Source organism: Fusibacter sp. JL298sf-3 (assembly GCF_053842995.1).
Map to the genome: position 1 here is coordinate 2,644,450 of NZ_CM132608.1, position 15,369 is coordinate 2,659,818.

Annotated in this window: 16 protein-coding genes and 1 pseudogene; 12 read left to right on the plus strand and 5 right to left on the minus strand. The window is 49.9% G+C overall.

What is annotated here, in order from left to right:
- Positions 1-2: 2 nt before the first annotated feature.
- On the minus strand, positions 3-398 hold the full coding sequence (locus ACR6HW_RS12480; RefSeq protein ID WP_455728057.1) for a (2Fe-2S) ferredoxin domain-containing protein: 396 nt from the start codon (positions 396-398) through the stop codon (positions 3-5).
- A 2-nt stretch (positions 399-400) separates the two neighbouring features.
- The gene (locus tag ACR6HW_RS12485) at positions 401-901 is read right to left on the minus strand and encodes an NADH-quinone oxidoreductase subunit NuoE family protein (RefSeq protein WP_455728058.1); all 501 of its coding nucleotides are present in this window, start codon (positions 899-901) and stop codon (positions 401-403) included.
- A 255-nt stretch (positions 902-1,156) separates the two neighbouring features.
- Here ACR6HW_RS12485 and ACR6HW_RS12490 point away from each other — a divergent pair, with 255 nt between their 5' ends.
- A complete protein-coding gene (locus ACR6HW_RS12490; RefSeq protein WP_455728059.1) occupies positions 1,157-1,489 on the plus strand; it encodes a hypothetical protein in 333 nt (110 codons plus the stop codon).
- A 153-nt stretch (positions 1,490-1,642) separates the two neighbouring features.
- Here the strand turns inward: ACR6HW_RS12490 and ACR6HW_RS12495 are convergent, their stop codons facing one another.
- Complete coding sequence (locus ACR6HW_RS12495; protein WP_455728060.1) at positions 1,643-2,290, minus strand: peroxiredoxin-like family protein; 648 nt, start codon at positions 2,288-2,290, stop codon at positions 1,643-1,645.
- Between the two features lie 178 nt (positions 2,291-2,468).
- On the opposite strand from ACR6HW_RS12495, the pseudogene larC reads away from it, so the two are divergent.
- The 3 genes and pseudogenes from larC to larB all read left to right on the plus strand — a co-directional run bounded on the left by larC (position 2,469) and on the right by larB (position 5,262).
- A pseudogene (gene larC, locus ACR6HW_RS12500) lies at positions 2,469-3,688 on the plus strand (nickel pincer cofactor biosynthesis protein LarC).
- The gene (larE, locus tag ACR6HW_RS12505) at positions 3,675-4,529 is read left to right on the plus strand and encodes an ATP-dependent sacrificial sulfur transferase LarE (RefSeq protein WP_455728061.1); all 855 of its coding nucleotides are present in this window, start codon (positions 3,675-3,677) and stop codon (positions 4,527-4,529) included. Before larC ends, larE begins: the two are co-directional and overlap by 14 nt.
- Positions 4,510-5,262 carry a nickel pincer cofactor biosynthesis protein LarB gene (gene larB / locus ACR6HW_RS12510; protein ID WP_455728062.1) on the plus strand — a complete coding sequence of 251 codons (753 nt, stop codon included), beginning with the start codon at positions 4,510-4,512 and terminating at the stop codon, positions 5,260-5,262. The genes larE and larB overlap by 20 nt, the downstream gene beginning before the upstream one ends.
- A gap of 59 nt (positions 5,263-5,321) precedes the next feature.
- Here larB and ACR6HW_RS12515 read toward each other — a convergent pair whose 3' ends face one another.
- Together ACR6HW_RS12515 and ACR6HW_RS12520 are read right to left on the minus strand one after the other, a co-directional pair.
- Positions 5,322-5,576 (minus strand): hypothetical protein, encoded by a 255-nt coding sequence (locus ACR6HW_RS12515; protein WP_455728063.1) that lies wholly within the window; start codon positions 5,574-5,576, stop codon positions 5,322-5,324.
- A gap of 158 nt (positions 5,577-5,734) precedes the next feature.
- Entirely contained in the window at positions 5,735-6,931 is a 1,197-nt protein-coding gene (locus ACR6HW_RS12520; protein ID WP_455728064.1) for a helix-turn-helix transcriptional regulator, read from the minus strand.
- Between the two features lie 170 nt (positions 6,932-7,101).
- Here ACR6HW_RS12520 and ACR6HW_RS12525 point away from each other — a divergent pair, with 170 nt between their 5' ends.
- The 8 genes from ACR6HW_RS12525 to hcp all read left to right on the plus strand — a co-directional run bounded on the left by ACR6HW_RS12525 (position 7,102) and on the right by hcp (position 15,361).
- Entirely contained in the window at positions 7,102-7,647 is a 546-nt protein-coding gene (locus ACR6HW_RS12525; protein ID WP_455728065.1) for a flavodoxin family protein, read from the plus strand.
- A complete protein-coding gene (locus ACR6HW_RS12530) occupies positions 7,644-8,399 on the plus strand; it encodes a nucleotide-binding protein (RefSeq protein WP_455728066.1) in 756 nt (251 codons plus the stop codon). The genes ACR6HW_RS12525 and ACR6HW_RS12530 overlap by 4 nt, the downstream gene beginning before the upstream one ends.
- A complete protein-coding gene (locus ACR6HW_RS12535; protein ID WP_455728067.1) occupies positions 8,396-9,298 on the plus strand; it encodes an ABC transporter substrate-binding protein in 903 nt (300 codons plus the stop codon). Before ACR6HW_RS12530 ends, ACR6HW_RS12535 begins: the two co-directional genes overlap by 4 nt.
- Before the next feature lies 1 nt (position 9,299).
- Positions 9,300-10,298, plus strand: a complete 999-nt coding sequence (locus ACR6HW_RS12540) for a FecCD family ABC transporter permease (protein WP_455728068.1) — start codon at positions 9,300-9,302, stop codon at positions 10,296-10,298.
- Positions 10,285-11,055: an ABC transporter ATP-binding protein gene (locus tag ACR6HW_RS12545; RefSeq protein ID WP_455728069.1), complete on the plus strand. Its 771-nt coding sequence runs from the start codon at positions 10,285-10,287 to the stop codon at positions 11,053-11,055. The genes ACR6HW_RS12540 and ACR6HW_RS12545 overlap by 14 nt, the downstream gene beginning before the upstream one ends.
- A gap of 13 nt (positions 11,056-11,068) precedes the next feature.
- Positions 11,069-12,364, plus strand: a complete 1,296-nt coding sequence (locus ACR6HW_RS12550) for a nitrogenase component 1 (protein WP_455728070.1) — start codon at positions 11,069-11,071, stop codon at positions 12,362-12,364.
- Positions 12,364-13,590, plus strand: a complete 1,227-nt coding sequence (locus tag ACR6HW_RS12555) for a nitrogenase component 1 (RefSeq protein ID WP_455728071.1) — start codon at positions 12,364-12,366, stop codon at positions 13,588-13,590. Before ACR6HW_RS12550 ends, ACR6HW_RS12555 begins: the two co-directional genes overlap by 1 nt.
- 127 nt (positions 13,591-13,717) lie before the next feature.
- A complete protein-coding gene (gene hcp, locus ACR6HW_RS12560; RefSeq protein ID WP_455730889.1) occupies positions 13,718-15,361 on the plus strand; it encodes a hydroxylamine reductase in 1,644 nt (547 codons plus the stop codon).
- Positions 15,362-15,369 lie beyond the last annotated feature (8 nt).

Consider the following 15,369-nt stretch of genomic DNA (forward strand, 5'->3'; position numbering starts at 1 on the left):
CCTTATAGTGCGCTGTTAAAAGTTTTAATTAGAACGTGGTCGTCTAATATTTCGCCGCCAAGTATGTGTTTTTCCACAATTTCTTTAACAAAGGCCTTATCGACATTGCCGTAGATAATCGGTTCTTTGCCCGGCATATTGATCTGTACCGTCGGCTCGCTGTGACAATAGCCCATGCAGCCGACCTGAATCACTTTGACGTGATCGATGGCCTTTTCGCTGACGACGCTAACCAGTTCGTTGAGGACGTCTCGACTGCCTGCAGCGATGCCGCAAGTCGCCATGCCGACGAGGACTTCTACCGTGTTCTCATCTGCTTCGCCGTTGTCTCTGAGCTTGACTTTTCTAACGTGTTCATCACGTATCTTTTTCAGTTCTTCTAAAGATTTGATAGGCATGTCTACTCTCCTTCTAATGATTTACATTCGTCGATGATTTTGGTTACGTCTTCCGGCTTGACATGGCCGTAAACCTTTTCATTGACCATGACCACCGGTGCGAGACCACAAGCGCCAATACAACGCACATCTTTAAGTGTGAATAAGCCGTCTTCTGAAGTGCCGCCGTTTTGAACGCCTAGTTGGTTTGAAAATTCGTCCATGACTTTGTCGACGCCTTTGACAAAGCAAGCTGTTCCCATACAGATGTTGACTGTGAATTTACCGCGTTTTGTTTGAGAAAAGTACGAATAAAAACTCACCACGCCGTAGACTTTAGCTGCGGGGACGTTTAGTTTTCTTGCGATATACAGTTGAAGTTCGCTGGGTAGATAGCCGAATAGGTGTTGTGCTCTGTGCAATACTGCAATAATGGCGTCCTCTTTTGAGGGTTGTTTTTCTATAAACGCATCCAGTTGCTGAAGTTTTTCAGCGGCGTTTTCGTGAGATAAAACATCAACCATCGTTCAACCTTCCTTTCATAAATTCGGGGTATCTCCACGTGATACCCCTTTGAGTTTGCGCACCTCAATTAAAAGTGGAAAAAATACAATTTCCAGAATAATTAAGATAATTACATTATATCGTTAAAAGAATGAAAAGAAAAGTTAAAATGACTGAACTATCGGCTTATTGATGTGAAAGGTTGATTTTTTTGAAAATTACGGTAAACTGAGAGTGGAGCACGAACAGCCTCACAAAGACAAAGGGGGATAAAGATGACGAGTAAATATTCAGTCGTCGCAGTGGCGTATAAGGACATTACCGACGACGTAAGAGAAACGATTGGCAAATACAGCATAAGAAAGATTGACGAAGCTTCTGACCTGCAGACGTTTTCAAATTACGGCAGACAGCTCAGCCAAGACACGCGCACGGAAATTTATCTCGAATGGTATCAGAAGAAGATATTGGCGTACCTGAACAAAGGGTATGAAATCATGCTTCTGGAAATACCGCACAGCAGCAGCAAACCCGTTAAAGAAGCACTAAACGATATCGACAAGGCGCTTGGCGAGCAGGTTCTTGTCATAGAAGAAGACGATGTTTAAAAAATAGGAAAAACTGTCTCCGGCACAAGGGTGTGGAGACAGTTTTTTTAATAAAGGAGTAGGGCGTATGTGACGTGCGCTCTCGACCATGTGTTTGCCTTGCGTCCATAAAGAGCACGCCGGTATTTTTAATGATATCTCGACGAGACCGTATTAAATCAAGTCTTGTAAAGCGTCGATGGCGACTTGCGGGTCGAGGCGCTGGGTGTAGTCCGCGTTGACGTAGCTCAGAGCGATGCTGCCGTCGGTATCGATCACGTAAGTGGCGGGAATCGGCAGAGAGTAGTGTGCACTCCCGTGGCGTTTTTTTAGGTCGATGCCCAGGCTTTCGTACGCGTCTCTATAGGTGCCGTCGACGTCGAAAACGATGCCGAAGTCTCTGGCGGCTTTATTGCCGAGGTCGGAGAGCACCTCGTAGGCAAGGGCGTGTTTTTCGACGAGTGTAAGGGACTCGTCGGGAACTTCAGGCGACACGGCGATAAACTGTGCGCTGAGGGAACGAATGTCTTCAAGGCGCTCTTGATACGCCTGGAGTTCGAGATTACAGTACGGACACCAGCTCCCTCTGTAAAAACTGAGGACCACGGGCCCTTCTTCGAGGAGGTCGTAAAGGGCCACGGCCTCACCGGTGGCGCTCATCAATTTGAAGTTCGGCGCTTTGTCGTGTGTTTGAAGCGCTTTTGAAGCGACGTCGTCGTTGATGAGTTTGGTCAAATGGCGTTTGAGCATATCCACTATCGGAGCCGGGGTGTTTTCCACAAAAGAACGGTTGACTTGTTCCAGTTCAAATTTTAAATTCATAAGTAGCCTCCATTTGTTTTTAGTAACTATACCACTTTGAGGCACTTGAAAACAGGTAAAATCATCACGAGAACCTTAAACATTGTCAGCACTTCGTTCGGCGGCGTAAAAAATGTTTCGATTTTCGAAATAATACGGTATAATATGAGAGAAGTCAAACTATTTTTGAGGAGGCGCAATGAAAACTTTGTATTACGATTGTTTTGCAGGAATTAGCGGCGATATGAATTTGGGCGCCATGATAGAGCTTGGGGTGTCATTTGAAGAACTCAAGCGTCAGCTAAGTTTGCTGGGGCTCGACGACGAATTTGAGATAACGCTGGAAAAAGGCGAAAAACAAGGTATAACGGGATCAAAAGTAACGGTTGTCGATAAAAACAACCGCGACCACAATCACGGTCATCACGACCACGATCACGTGCATCAGAGGGATTACGGCGCGATTAAGCTGCTGATTGTGGACAGCCCATTGGCCGTAGGCGTAAAAGAGAAGGCCATTGCAATTTTCGACGAAGTGGCGCAAGCAGAAGCAAAAGTGCATGGTAGAACAGTTGAAGACGTGCATTTTCACGAAGTGGGCGCTATTGATTCCATTGTAGATGTCGTCGGAGCGGCCATCTGTTTTGAACTGCTCGGTATCGACCGCGTATGTGTTTCAGACGTGGAAGTCGGCTCGGGTTTTGTGAAATGTGCTCACGGATTTATGCCCGTTCCCGCACCGGCCACCGCGGAGATTTTAAAAGGCCTTCCAATTGTGTCGAGAGTCGATAGATTTGAAATGACCACGCCGACAGGTGCCGCCATATTAAAGGGGATGGGTGCGCTTCACACAGACGACAAGCAGTTTGTGATAGAGAAAATCGGTTACGGTCTTGGAACGTGGTCACTTGAGATTCCCAATGTGTTGAGAGCGATGGTGATTACCGAAAAAAAAAAGAACCGGTTCAGTGGCTTGTAGAGACCAACATCGATGATATGAGCGCTGAGCAGTTGGTATACGCAGAAGAAAAACTACTGGAATGTGGTGCTTTAGACGTCTTTAAGACGCCGATTGTCATGAAAAAAGGGCGTCCGGCGGTGAAATTGTCCGTCTTGACAAAAGCGTCCATGCTCAGTGCTGTACAGCGGCTGATAGTCACTGAAACCACCGCTATCGGCATGCGTTATTATCCAGTAGAGAAACTAAAGTTAGAAAGAACATATGAGACCCTTGAGACGCCGTACGGCGCAGTGACGCTAAAGCGGGCTTTTTTAGACGGGGTTTGTGTCAATGAAAAGCCGGAGTACGAAGACTGCAAACGCCTTGCTAAAGCACAAAACCTATCTTTAAAGGCGGTGTACGAGGCCGTATCAAGGGCGAGATGGACCGAGAAAGGATGGGGAAATGACAACAGTTGAAACGCTTAGAAGGGAGTCGTCTAAGTTTGATGAACTCTGTAAAAAACTCGAAAGTCTAGGGAGTATCGTCATCGCGTTTTCCGGTGGTGTCGACAGTACGTTTCTCGTCAGCGTCGCTTCCCAAGTGCTGAAGGGGAAAGTGCTGGCGCTGACTGTAAACGCGCCGTACATTGCCGATTGGGAGATAGAAGAAGCGAGGGCGCTGACGACGACGCTCCAAGTAAGACACGAGTTTATCACGGTATCGATTCCGCATTGCATTGAGAAGAACCCGGAGAACAGATGTTATCTGTGCAAAACGGAGATTTTTTCCACAATAAAGGCTTACGCCATTGAGCGCGGCTTTCACGCTGTTTGCGACGGCTCAAATGCCGATGACGTCGGGGACTATAGACCTGGAATGCGCGCACTTCAAGAACTGGACATCAAAAGTCCCCTGCTGATGTGCGGCATTACAAAAGCCGAAATCAGGCAGTGGTCGAAAGCGTTAAACCTCGAGACTTGGGACAAACCCCCATACGCCTGCTTGTTGACGCGATTGCCTTATGGCACTGAAATCGCCGTAGAAGATCTCAAGATGATCGAGGCGGCGGAGCACTACTTGATTCAACGGGGAATTCGCGCCGTACGCGTGCGGAAGCACGGTGAAATCGCGCGCATTGAAGTGGACTTTTCAAGGACGGAGCATCTCTTGTCTCTCAATGTGTTCAAAGAAATCTCGGAGGCTCTAAAAGGCTTTGGGTTCAAATACGTTACGCTGGATTTAGACGGCTATACCATGGGCAGCTTTAACCGCGATTTAAAAGAGAGTGAGGCGGCAGATGAAACGCAGTCGAATTGAGGCACTTTTGGCGTCGGTCAAAGCGGGGACAACCCCGGTGGAAAGTGCCGTCAAGCAACTGGAAAGTTTGCCTTTTGAAGATTTGGACTTTGCGGTAATCGATCATCACAGGGCGCTGCGGGTCGGCGTTCCGGAAGTGATTTACGGCGAGGGAAAGACCACCGCTCAAATCTTGGCAATTGCTGAAGAACTCTGCCGAAAAGGGCAGGATGTGTTGGCGACGCGTCTTTCAGAAGCGAGTGCCGCGGCGCTGGTCGCCGCTTATCCCTCGGCGCGACACAACGTGCTGGGGCGCACTGTGTACATGCGTTTAAATGCAGACGAGGCGCCGCCGGAAGACGGTCTAATCGTCATCGTCGCAGCGGGAACATCGGATTTACCCGTAGTGGAAGAGGCGTATGAAACGGCCCTTGCTCTCGGCAACCGCGTCGAGAAAGTCGTGGACGTCGGCGTGGCAGGTATTCATAGACTCTTTGCCAAACTGGAAATTATAAGGCGCGCCAAAGTGGTGGTGGTAGTCGCCGGCATGGAAGGGGCGCTGGCCAGTGTGGTCGGCGGTCTAGTGGACAAGCCGGTTATCGCCGTTCCCACCAGTGTGGGATACGGCGCCAGTTTCGGCGGCATCAGCGCTTTGCTGACGATGTTAAACAGTTGCTCGAGCGGTGTGACGGTGGTGAACATCGACAACGGCTTTGGCGCTGCTTATGCCGCGTCACAAATCAATAAATTGTAGTGGCACAAACAAAGCCCCTTGGCATCGGTTTAGACCGAGTCAAGGGGCTTTGTGAGTCTCTATGGTGTTTGGGATTCCAAAGCCTCGATAACCGCTTCGAGTTCGCGCCGAGCTTCTTCAAGTGCTGCGTCATCGGACGGGTTTTCTTTGAGCGTTTCAATGATGGCCTCTAGCTTTTCAGCTTCGGCCTCGAGGTCGGCGGTGAGATCGATCTGAAGTGTTGACGTTTCTTGGGGTTCAGCTTTGTTTCCACAAGCTGTGAAGAGGCATAAAATGAGGATGTAGAGTGCCCCTTTTTTTAAGATGGACGACATGGAAAACCTCCTTTTGTATGTAAATAAATACAATTTGTTTGTTGCGGTCATTCTACCACCTTGGCGTATAGAAGTCAACAGCTTCGAGGGAGGCGCTTTATAACAGCCCCCCGGTACAGAGCCGGTTGACTCGGTACTCGGAGGCTATTGAAGGTCTTCTATTGACGCACACTTTTTCTGTAGCCATTGGGGGTCATCCCGGTTTGGTTTTTAAACACCGTCGAGAAATAGTTTTGTGTTTCAAAGCCGGATTCATGGGCGACTTCTAAAATGGATGCGTCGGTGTGTGCGAGCAGTTGTTGGCTGTATTCGATGCGCGTGGAGCGAATGAATTCTGTAAGGGTAGCGCCGGTTTCTTCACTGAAAAGGGTGGAGAGATAAGCCTTGGAAAGTCCGACATTTTGACAGATGTCCTCTAAGTGTATCGGGGCGCTAAAGTGCGTTTTTACATATTGGATGGTTTTGCGCACCGGCTGGGATTTGCCGTCTAGCAGCTGTTGATTGGCCAAATCGCTGTAGACGGTTATAATGCTTTCTCCAATGGCAACGAGGTCGTCGTAGTGTTCGGCGTGCCAAAGCTTTAAGAAAAATTTGCTTTGGAGGGCGACCACTTTGTCGACGTCGCAGGCGTCTTTTAAGAGTTCGTGACTGATGAGCGATTGAAGTGCCGTAAGGCTTTGTTTTAACGCCATTAAGCCGTCGCCTTTGAAGGGGCAGCCTTCCACTTCGCATAAAAAGTCGTCGAAGAGGAGACTCTTTTCATAGAGGTCGAGGGCTTTTTGCTTTTGATGCGTGACGACCATCTTTACAATAAAGGCGAGGACGGCACCTGTATGCGGCGTGCTCTGACGCATGCGCATGTCTTCAAATGTAATGTACTGCGGTGCTTGGTCACTGCGCTTAACCCCCTTGATGTAAATGCTTTTGGAAATTAAATGATGCATCAATTGGCCGAGGTAAAAGTGTCTCGGGGGCTTTTTATATACCGCGTGTTTAGAGAGGTCGGTCTGCTCGAGCACAGCTGTCACGCGGTGGTGATCGGGTTGAGTAACGATAGGGCCTGCCACAAGAGTGCCTTTTAATACGCCTTGACTGAAAATAGCTGCGAGCAAGAACAAGTAGTGTTGGGCAACGGTATGGGTGTACAAGGCGCCGTCGCTGTTTGGCAGTGGGGCCAGCGCGGTCTTTAGTTCATCGGTGAACAGCGATGCCGCAGACGCCGGATAAGTGGCCAACACGTGTTTTTGTTCGCTGAGATAGGCTATGGGGACTTCTGTACAGTAGTAAAAGCTTTTGAGTGTGTGGTCGAGATGGGCACGTATCAAATGCCCTTCTCGCGTAAAAAGAACGTTCACAGCATCACCTCCTAAATGATAACAACTCTTATTTTAAAGTATTTATCAATAAAAAACAATCGACCGAATCAAATTTAAAAAAATCCAAAAAAGCTGTAAGACATTTTGGCGCAATTGGCATAACATATTTGCGTAAGTGATAACTATTTTCAATTGATAAAGGAGGCCGTATGAAAGCGACCATTTTATATTCCTCACTCACAGGGAATACCAAGCGCGTTGCCGAAGCTGTACAAGCAGAACTTGAAGTCAATGCGTTCTCGGTGACGCCGGTACATTTAGAGGCGAACAAGCCGGTTGATATGGAGGCGTGGCCTAAAGAAGCCCTTTACGCCGTCGGGTATTGGGTTGACAAGGGGACGGCCAATCAGGGCATTATCAACTGTGCAGATGCCTTTGAGGGGAAAGACGTCTTCTTGTTTGGAACACTCGGCGCCTCACCGGATTCTGAACACGCTAAAAAGTGTATTGAGCGCGTCGAAGCGCTTTTTGAAAAGAGCCGCGTACACGGACATTTTCTATGTAGAGGCAAAATAGACCCCAAGTTGACGGCGCGTTTGAGACAGCTGCCTGAAGACCATTCGCACCGTATGACCCCTGAGCGCGAAGCCCGTCACAGAGAGGCGGCAAAACATCCGAATGAAGCGGACTTTGAGGCGGCAAGAGTCGCAGTGAAATCCGCTGTTAAAGGTCTTAAGGAGAAGCGGAGATTATGAAGCGTATCGCCATTTACGGCAAAGGGGGCATAGGCAAATCCACGACGGTTTCCAACATTGCCGCGGCGCTTTCAGTGCTCGGTTACACAGTTATGCAAGTGGGGTGCGACCCCAAAGCGGATTCCACAAAGAACTTAAACGGCGGGCGCAACATTCCCACAATATTGGACAGGCTGAAGGTCGATGAAGACGCTGAACTGGAAACGCTTGTGACTACAGGGTTCAATGGGGTCAAGTGTTTTGAGGCCGGCGGGCCGACGCCGGGGATAGGCTGTGCCGGTCGAGGCATTATCACGGCATTTGAGAAGTTGGACGAGCAGAAGGCGTTCGAGTGTTACAAGCCGGATATCGTCCTGTACGATGTGCTTGGAGACGTCGTTTGCGGCGGTTTTGCCATGCCGATTCGAAACGGCTATGCAGAAGAGGTGTATGTGGTGACGTCGGGAGAAATGATGAGCCTCTATGCGGCACACAACATCGCCACAGCAGTTCGACAATTTAAAGCCAGAGGCTATGCGCGTTTGAGGGGCTTGATACTCAACGGCAAAGGCATCGATCGAGAACTCGAACTCGTCGGCGCGGCAGCTGAAGAAATCGGGACGGAAATTATACACTGCGTGCCGCGACACCCTCTTGTGCAAGAGGCCGAACACCAAGGCATGACTGTTGTAGAAGCTTTTCCCGAATCGGAAATGGCCAAGCAGTATTTTGAACTCGCAGAAAAAATAATGGACAAAGGAGCAGACGCATGAAAAAAATAGTGAGTCTTATAGGTGTATTTGCAGTTGTAATCGGTCTTTTTACAGGATGCGTTCAAAAAGAATCTGAGGTGGAGAATCCGCCTGTCGAGGAAAAGACGGCAGAAGTTGAAGCCCCTGTCGTCATTGCGGGAACAGTGAGTACAGCGCGCATTCTTCACGGACTGGGGGTGCCGCTTACAGCCATCCCCACCACTCAAAAAGAACTGCCTGCAGAATTAAAAGCACTTCCTACAGTGGGGTCGCCTATGAGCCCCGACATCGAACTGGTGAAGTCGTTTAATCCCGATTTCTTTGTAACAGATGCCGGTCAAAAAGAAAAACTCGGTGACGCCATGAAAGCGCAATCGGTTGAGACGCTCTTCGTCGAAACATCGAGTTACGATGCCATCGTTTCGGCGATAGAAACGCTAGGGGCCCAGTTTGACAAAGAGGAAGCGGCAACTGAGATGGTCGAAGGCATTCGCGCCTATGAGGATGAGGCGCTGAAAGTCGTGGAAGGAAAAGAACCTGTAAGCGTTGCCGTTATATTCGGAACCCCTGAAAACTTTATGTTTGCCACACCGGCCTCTTTTGTAGGCGATTTGATCAGTCGTCTCGGTGCTGTAAACATCGCAAGTTATGTCAAAGTCGGGAGTCCCTATGTGCCGTTTTCTCTAGAGACACTTGCCGAAAAAGACCCCGACTACATTTTGAGATTGACACATGTGGCCCCGGCGCAAAGTAAGCAGATGTTCGATGCCGCTTTTGCAGAAAACGCGTTTTACAGCACTTTAAAAGCGGTGAAAAACGAACAGGTTGTGGATTTGGATCCCGCGCTCTTCGGCGTCGTCGCGACAATTGATGGTGGTGAAGCGCTGTTAAAGCTCGCAGAAATTTTGTATGGAGAGTAACATGTCACAGCGCAGTCGAAACAAAGTGATGAAAATCCTTGTAACAACAGCGCTTCTCTTAGCGGCGGTCTTCTATGCCGTCGCCAAGGGGAGTGCCCAGTATACCTTTTCAGAAGTTGCCGCAGCTCTTTTGACGCAACCGGAGACAATGGCCACAGCAGTGGTATTAAACCTTCGGTTGCCACGTGCGCTGCTTGCGATTTTTGTCGGTGCCAACTTATCGGTGAGCGGCGCCTTGCTTCAAGCGGTGATGAAAAACCCGCTGGCAGACCCCGGATTGACGGGGATTTCCGCAGGGGCGAGTCTCGTTGCCATTATTATACTGATTCTCTTTCCCACCTCCTACGGCCTCTTGTCTATAGGTGCCTTTTTAGGCGGTGGCATCGCGTGTCTAATGGTCTATCTCCTCGCCTGGCAAAACGGCATCAAACCCATACGCATTATCTTGGCTGGGGTAGCGGTGAACGCCATATTGGGCGGCGCCACTTCTCTTATTTCCATTTTGCACGCCGACAAAGTTCAAGGGGTGCTCATGTGGCTCAACGGCAGTATGAACGCCAAAACGTGGGTACACGCTCAGACCCTCATCCCCTATTCCGCAGTGGGCCTTTTGGTCAGTGTGCTCTGTATCCGTGGGGCCAATCTCTTACAGCTGGGCGACACGGTGGCGACAAATCTCGGCGCAAATGTCAATCGACTGCGACTGATTCTTTCGGCGGTGGCCGTTTTCTTAGCGGGCATTTCTGTGGCGACAGTTGGGCTTATTGGATTCGTCGGATTGATTGTGCCGCATATTTGCAGGCGGCTCGTCGGTACAGATTACCGCTTCCTATTGCCGCATGCCATGGTACTCGGCGGCTTGACGGTTTTGTTGGCCGACACGCTGGCGCGTACGGTAGCGGCGCCGATTGAACTGCCTGTAGGCGTCGTTATGGCTGTAATAGGCGGGCCGTTTTTCTTGTACCTGCTCAGAAAGGAGGTCGACCATGCTCACAGCTGATGGCATACGAATTGGCTACCACGAAAAATGTGTGGTCAACGATTTTTCATTTCATTTCGAAAAGGGCAAAATTTATACGATTATCGGGCCCAATGGCTCGGGCAAGTCTACTGTGGTCAAAGCACTTTCACGTCTGTTGCCCCATCGCGCCGGAACAATCGACGTAGCGGGGAAGCACATCGAATGTTACCACACCAAAGCGCTCTCTCAAATTTTAGCGGTGCTGTCCCAAACCAATCACGCGCCGAGCGATTTCACCGTACGGGACTTGCTTCGATTCGGTCGGATGCCCCATAAGAAGTTTTTCCAGCCCATAGACGCCTCAGACGAAGCTGTCGTCGACTGGGCCATGGCGGAGACGCATCTCGAACCGTTCGCGAACAGGCGGGTTTGCAGCTTGTCAGGTGGCGAGCGGCAGCGCGCTTGGATTGCCATGAACCTCGTCCAGCAACCGCAAGTATTGATATTGGACGAACCGACCACGTATCTGGATATCCAACACCAGTTTGAGGTAATGGAACTGGTAAAGACGCTCAATCGCACCTTGAAGATGACAGTCGTCATGATTTTACACGATCTCAATCAAGCGAGTCTTTATTCAGATGAAATCATCGTTATAAAAGACGGCGTCGTCGTCTCTTCAGGACCGCCTGAAGCGGTGATGACCGAGCAGTTAATCGGAGACGTATACAAAATCCAAGTGACCATCGCCCGCCACCAATCCGGACGGCCGATGGTTTTTCCAGTCGGCATATAAGAAAGGAATCGACATGCATTACGAAGAAAACATCAAGAAGGCCAAACCACTGAGCGCCATCTGTTCAGATGAAGACATTGCAGAGCTTTCAAGTGCAGTTTTCCCGGGGACACACTGCCCTCTGTTTGGAGCGTTGCTGGCGGCGAGTTACATCAAAGACCTCGCCGTGCTCAACATCGGCACGCAGGAGTGCACCTTTTACGGAAAAGATTTTTCGAGGTTGAGACAAGGAGGGAGCGATTGCGTGTATTCGTATGTCCTGAGTAAAAACGACGTGACATTCGGTGCTTCAGAAAAAATTGCAGACGCTGTCTCGGAAATTATAGCCCTCGAATCGCCAAAAGCGCTCCTTCTAATTTCCACTTGTGTTATGGAGCTGATAGGGGAAGACATTGCCGCTGTGGCACAGGCGCTCGACGCGAAGTACAGCCTTCCCGTCCTGTATGTTAAAACAGAGCATTTCAAGTGCAACAGTCATATGCCGGGGCTTATGGATACGCTGGCGGCTCTGGTTCACGTTATGACCCCCATGCCTCAGAAAGAAAAGACTGTAAACGTCCTCGGACATCGCTTCGACGATTTTCACCGCACAGAATTGGCTAAAGTCCTTTCAAATGCCGGTGTAGAAGTGCATATGAGCATCCCGTCTCAGTGTACAGTCGAGCAGCTGAAAGCCGCCGGAGAAGCGGCGCTCAATATCGTGACGGATTTCACCGCTTTGCCGCTGGCAAAAGCCATGGCGGAAAAATTGGGTCAGCCGTATGTGGTCTTTGACAAACACTTGCTCCCCGAACGCATTACCGCCTGCTACAAGGCGCTTTCAGAGGCGCTTGCCGTCGATTTAACCCAGTGGGTGGCGGCGTCTGAAGCGGCCTGCCAAACCGCCTTGGAATCGGCGCGAAAACAGTTTCAAGGCAAGACGTTCATCTACGGGAACACGCCGATGAAGGCTCTGGAATGCACCCATTTTATGGCGACACTGGGGATGGCCCCCCTCTGGGTACAGATGCGCGAGCTCTATGACGATGACGCGCAGTACCAATCGGCTATTTTGACGACGGGGCACGATCCTAAAGTGTCTCGTATCGCCAACATCGTGCCGATGCGCGAACTGTACGGTACATTAAAACCCGACTATTACATCGGCCATGAAAACCCGATGTTCTTAATGGAGAGGGGAATCGTACAGCTCACGTTTGACCGCGAAGCCGGAGGCCTCGGGTATCAGCTCCCAATGGCCGTTGTAGAGAAAATGAAGACCGCCGGCGAAATGCCGATGAAGATGATGAAAAAAGGAGGGGGACACTGATGCTGCACAAATACTATCCGACGCCGTCTTGTCGCATGGGGGCGCTCTTTGCACTTTCAGAAATTCGAGATATTGTCGTCGTAGAGTTTGGCCCTGCGGGAACGACGCATTTTTCACTTGAGGGAATCGCCAACTTTAACGGCGAAGCCCTTTCCCACGCGTATACCACCCACATAAGAGAGCGGGACTTGACCTTTGGGGACACGGCGCGGTTAGAGGCGGCACTGCGAGAAATCGATCGGACAAAGGCGCCGAGAGTCGTGTTTGTAATGGCGTCGACGCTGAGTTCCGTCATCGGTATCGACATCGCCAGTGTGTGCGAGATGATGCAGCCTGAAATAGCGGCGACACTTGTTCCGCTAAAAAGCGACGGGTATCGAGGGGACTATACTTACGGCGTTGAAGAGGTGCTTCTCGCCGTTGCAGAGCACATTGTAAAAGCGGCGACAAACAAGTCCCCAATGACTTACAACATCGTCGGAAGTCAGATGGACGGCTACACCGCTAAAAGCGATGTGAAGGCGCTTAGACGCCTAATGCGGGACGTGTTTGGCGCCCAGTGTCACACGGTGTTTACCTCGGGGACCACTAACGATGCACTTGAAAACGCCGGCAGTGCTGAACTGAACCTGTGCCTTAGAAGAGAAGGGGTGAAGGCCTGTCGGTTGCTGGAGGAAAAATGCGAACAACCCTTTGTGACTCAGATGCCTTACGGCGTTGAGAACTTGGCGCACTTCGTGTCAGCAGTGGAAGCGGCAACGGGTTGGAAGCGGGACGAGGGGGTGTACCGACAGATGATGCTCGAGGGCAAGCGTTTGACGCGTCGGTTGTCCGCGGCGTTTGAAGTAGCGCCTAAAAAAGTTTTGGTTTCGGGGAATGTCGACACAGTGATAGGCGTCTTAGAGATGCTAAGTGAGAGCGGCGTCTCGGAGGTCTTCGGCCTCGTCAATCACAAAGTCAAGGGAAAAGAGACTCTCCCTTATCCGGTTGCCAACCAAGTGAGCGAGGGGCAAAAAATGGAGACCCTAAAGACTTTTTGGCCCGACATCGTCCTCGGCGACGGCGTTTTGTTGACCATGGGGGTGAAACACGGCATTTTTAGTGCGGACAAGGGCATGCAGATTTCCAATCCCAATATGAACCGGGTACTTTTGCATCACGAACTTCCCCTCGTCGGCATTGATGGCATGCGGGTTCTGGCGGAGAACCTCCTCAACCGATTTTAAAATTTTGCACTGCGTAACATGGGTTACCGATTAATCTTCTTTTTTTGGGTATTATGCATATGTAAGCACAACACCTACGGAAGTATTCATAAAGATCACGCGAGTGAAAGGAGATTAAGTTATGAGCATGTTTTGTTACCAGTGTCAAGAGGCAGCCGGCGGCAAGGGCTGTACGAAAATCGGCGTCTGCGGCAAAAAAGACGATGTCGCAGGTTTACAGGACTTATTGATCTATACGTTAAAAGGTCTTTCAGAGTTCAATCAACAGGCGAGAAAAGCGGGTCTTGCAAAGGCAGAGACCAACGCCGTTTTACTCGATGGTCTCTTTGCAACGATTACCAACGCCAACTTTGACGGCGCGGCTATTGCGAAAAAAATCGAAAACGCCTTAAAAGTAAGAGATGAAATTAAAGCGACACTTGAAGCAAAGGGTGCGCTCGAACAAAAAACATACCATAAGAGCGCCACTTGGATCGGAGCGGCAAGTGATTTTGAATCGATTTCAAATCAGTCGGATATCGGCGTTTTAGCAACTGAAAACGAAGACGTAAGAAGTCTGAGAGAGTTGATTATCTACGGCCTCAAAGGGATGGCTGCTTATGCAGAGCACGCGGCAAATCTCGGATTTTTCAAAGAAGACATCTACGACTTTATGGAAAAAGCCCTCCTCGCAACCATCGACGATACGTTAACTGCAGACGATCTCGTGGCGTTGACACTTAAAACGGGAGAGCATGGCGTCGGCGTTATGGCATTGCTCGACGAAGCCAACACCAAGACCTACGGCAATCCTGAAATTACAGAGGTCAACATCGGCGTGCGCAACAAACCGGCGATCCTAATCAGCGGCCACGACCTCAAAGACATGGAAGAACTCTTAGCGCAAACAGAAGGCACCGGCGTCGACGTGTACACACACAGCGAGATGTTACCGGCGCACTACTACCCTAAGTTCAAAAAATACGAACACTTTGTAGGCAACTACGGCAACGCGTGGTGGAAGCAAAAAGAAGAGTTTGAAAGCTTCAACGGACCGATTCTCTTTACAACTAACTGTATTGTTCCGCCACTTGCAAGCTACAAAGACCGCGTTTACACAACCGGTTCATCGGGATTTGAAGGTTTCCCACACATTCCGGCTCGCGTAGACGGCCAACCGAAAGACTTCAGCGCCATTATCGAGCACGCCAAGCGTTTACCGGCGCCAACTGAAATTGAAACCGGTAAAATCGTCGGTGGTTTCGCACACAACCAAGTCCTCGCATTAGCGGACAAAGTGGTTGACGCTGTGAAGACAGGTGCCATTAAGCAGTTCTTCGTTATGGCAGGCTGCGACGGTCGTATGAAGTCCAGAGACTATTACACTGAGTTTGCAGAGGCACTGCCGAAGGATACAGTAATCTTAACAGCGGGCTGTGCCAAGTACCGTTACAACAAGTTGAACCTCGGCGATATCGGTGGCATTCCAAGAGTTCTCGACGCCGGTCAATGTAACGACTCGTATTCACTTGCCGTCATCGCCCTTAAACTTAAAGAAGTCTTTGAGCTCAACGACATCAATGAACTTCCGATTTCGTACAACATCGCATGGTACGAGCAAAAAGCCGTTATCGTATTGTTGGCGCTCTTGTTCTTAGGCGTTAAAAACATCAAGCTTGGACCGACACTGCCGGCATTCTTGTCGCCAAATGTAGCGAATGTACTGGTCAATACTTTTGGCATCAACGGCGTTACAAGTGTTGAAGAAGACATGAAGCAGTTCCTTGGCTAATGCCTTTT

Bases quoted from the DNA above. Each gene is read 5' to 3' on its own strand.
- ACR6HW_RS12480 (WP_455728057.1), bottom strand. From the start codon at position 398: ATGCCTATCAAATCTTTAGAAGAACTGAAAAAGATACGTGATGAACAC.
- ACR6HW_RS12485 (WP_455728058.1), bottom strand. From the start codon at position 901: ATGGTTGATGTTTTATCTCACGAAAACGCCGCTGAAAAACTTCAGCAA.
- ACR6HW_RS12490 (WP_455728059.1), top strand. From the start codon at position 1,157: ATGACGAGTAAATATTCAGTCGTCGCAGTGGCGTATAAGGACATTACC.
- ACR6HW_RS12495 (WP_455728060.1), bottom strand. From the start codon at position 2,290: ATGAATTTAAAATTTGAACTGGAACAAGTCAACCGTTCTTTTGTGGAA.
- larE (WP_455728061.1), top strand. From the start codon at position 3,675: ATGACAACAGTTGAAACGCTTAGAAGGGAGTCGTCTAAGTTTGATGAA.
- larB (WP_455728062.1), top strand. From the start codon at position 4,510: ATGAAACGCAGTCGAATTGAGGCACTTTTGGCGTCGGTCAAAGCGGGG.
- ACR6HW_RS12515 (WP_455728063.1), bottom strand. From the start codon at position 5,576: ATGTCGTCCATCTTAAAAAAAGGGGCACTCTACATCCTCATTTTATGC.
- ACR6HW_RS12525 (WP_455728065.1), top strand. From the start codon at position 7,102: ATGAAAGCGACCATTTTATATTCCTCACTCACAGGGAATACCAAGCGC.
- ACR6HW_RS12530 (WP_455728066.1), top strand. From the start codon at position 7,644: ATGAAGCGTATCGCCATTTACGGCAAAGGGGGCATAGGCAAATCCACG.
- ACR6HW_RS12535 (WP_455728067.1), top strand. From the start codon at position 8,396: ATGAAAAAAATAGTGAGTCTTATAGGTGTATTTGCAGTTGTAATCGGT.
- ACR6HW_RS12540 (WP_455728068.1), top strand. From the start codon at position 9,300: ATGTCACAGCGCAGTCGAAACAAAGTGATGAAAATCCTTGTAACAACA.
- ACR6HW_RS12545 (WP_455728069.1), top strand. From the start codon at position 10,285: ATGCTCACAGCTGATGGCATACGAATTGGCTACCACGAAAAATGTGTG.
- ACR6HW_RS12550 (WP_455728070.1), top strand. From the start codon at position 11,069: ATGCATTACGAAGAAAACATCAAGAAGGCCAAACCACTGAGCGCCATC.
- ACR6HW_RS12555 (WP_455728071.1), top strand. From the start codon at position 12,364: ATGCTGCACAAATACTATCCGACGCCGTCTTGTCGCATGGGGGCGCTC.
- hcp (WP_455730889.1), top strand. From the start codon at position 13,718: ATGTTTTGTTACCAGTGTCAAGAGGCAGCCGGCGGCAAGGGCTGTACG.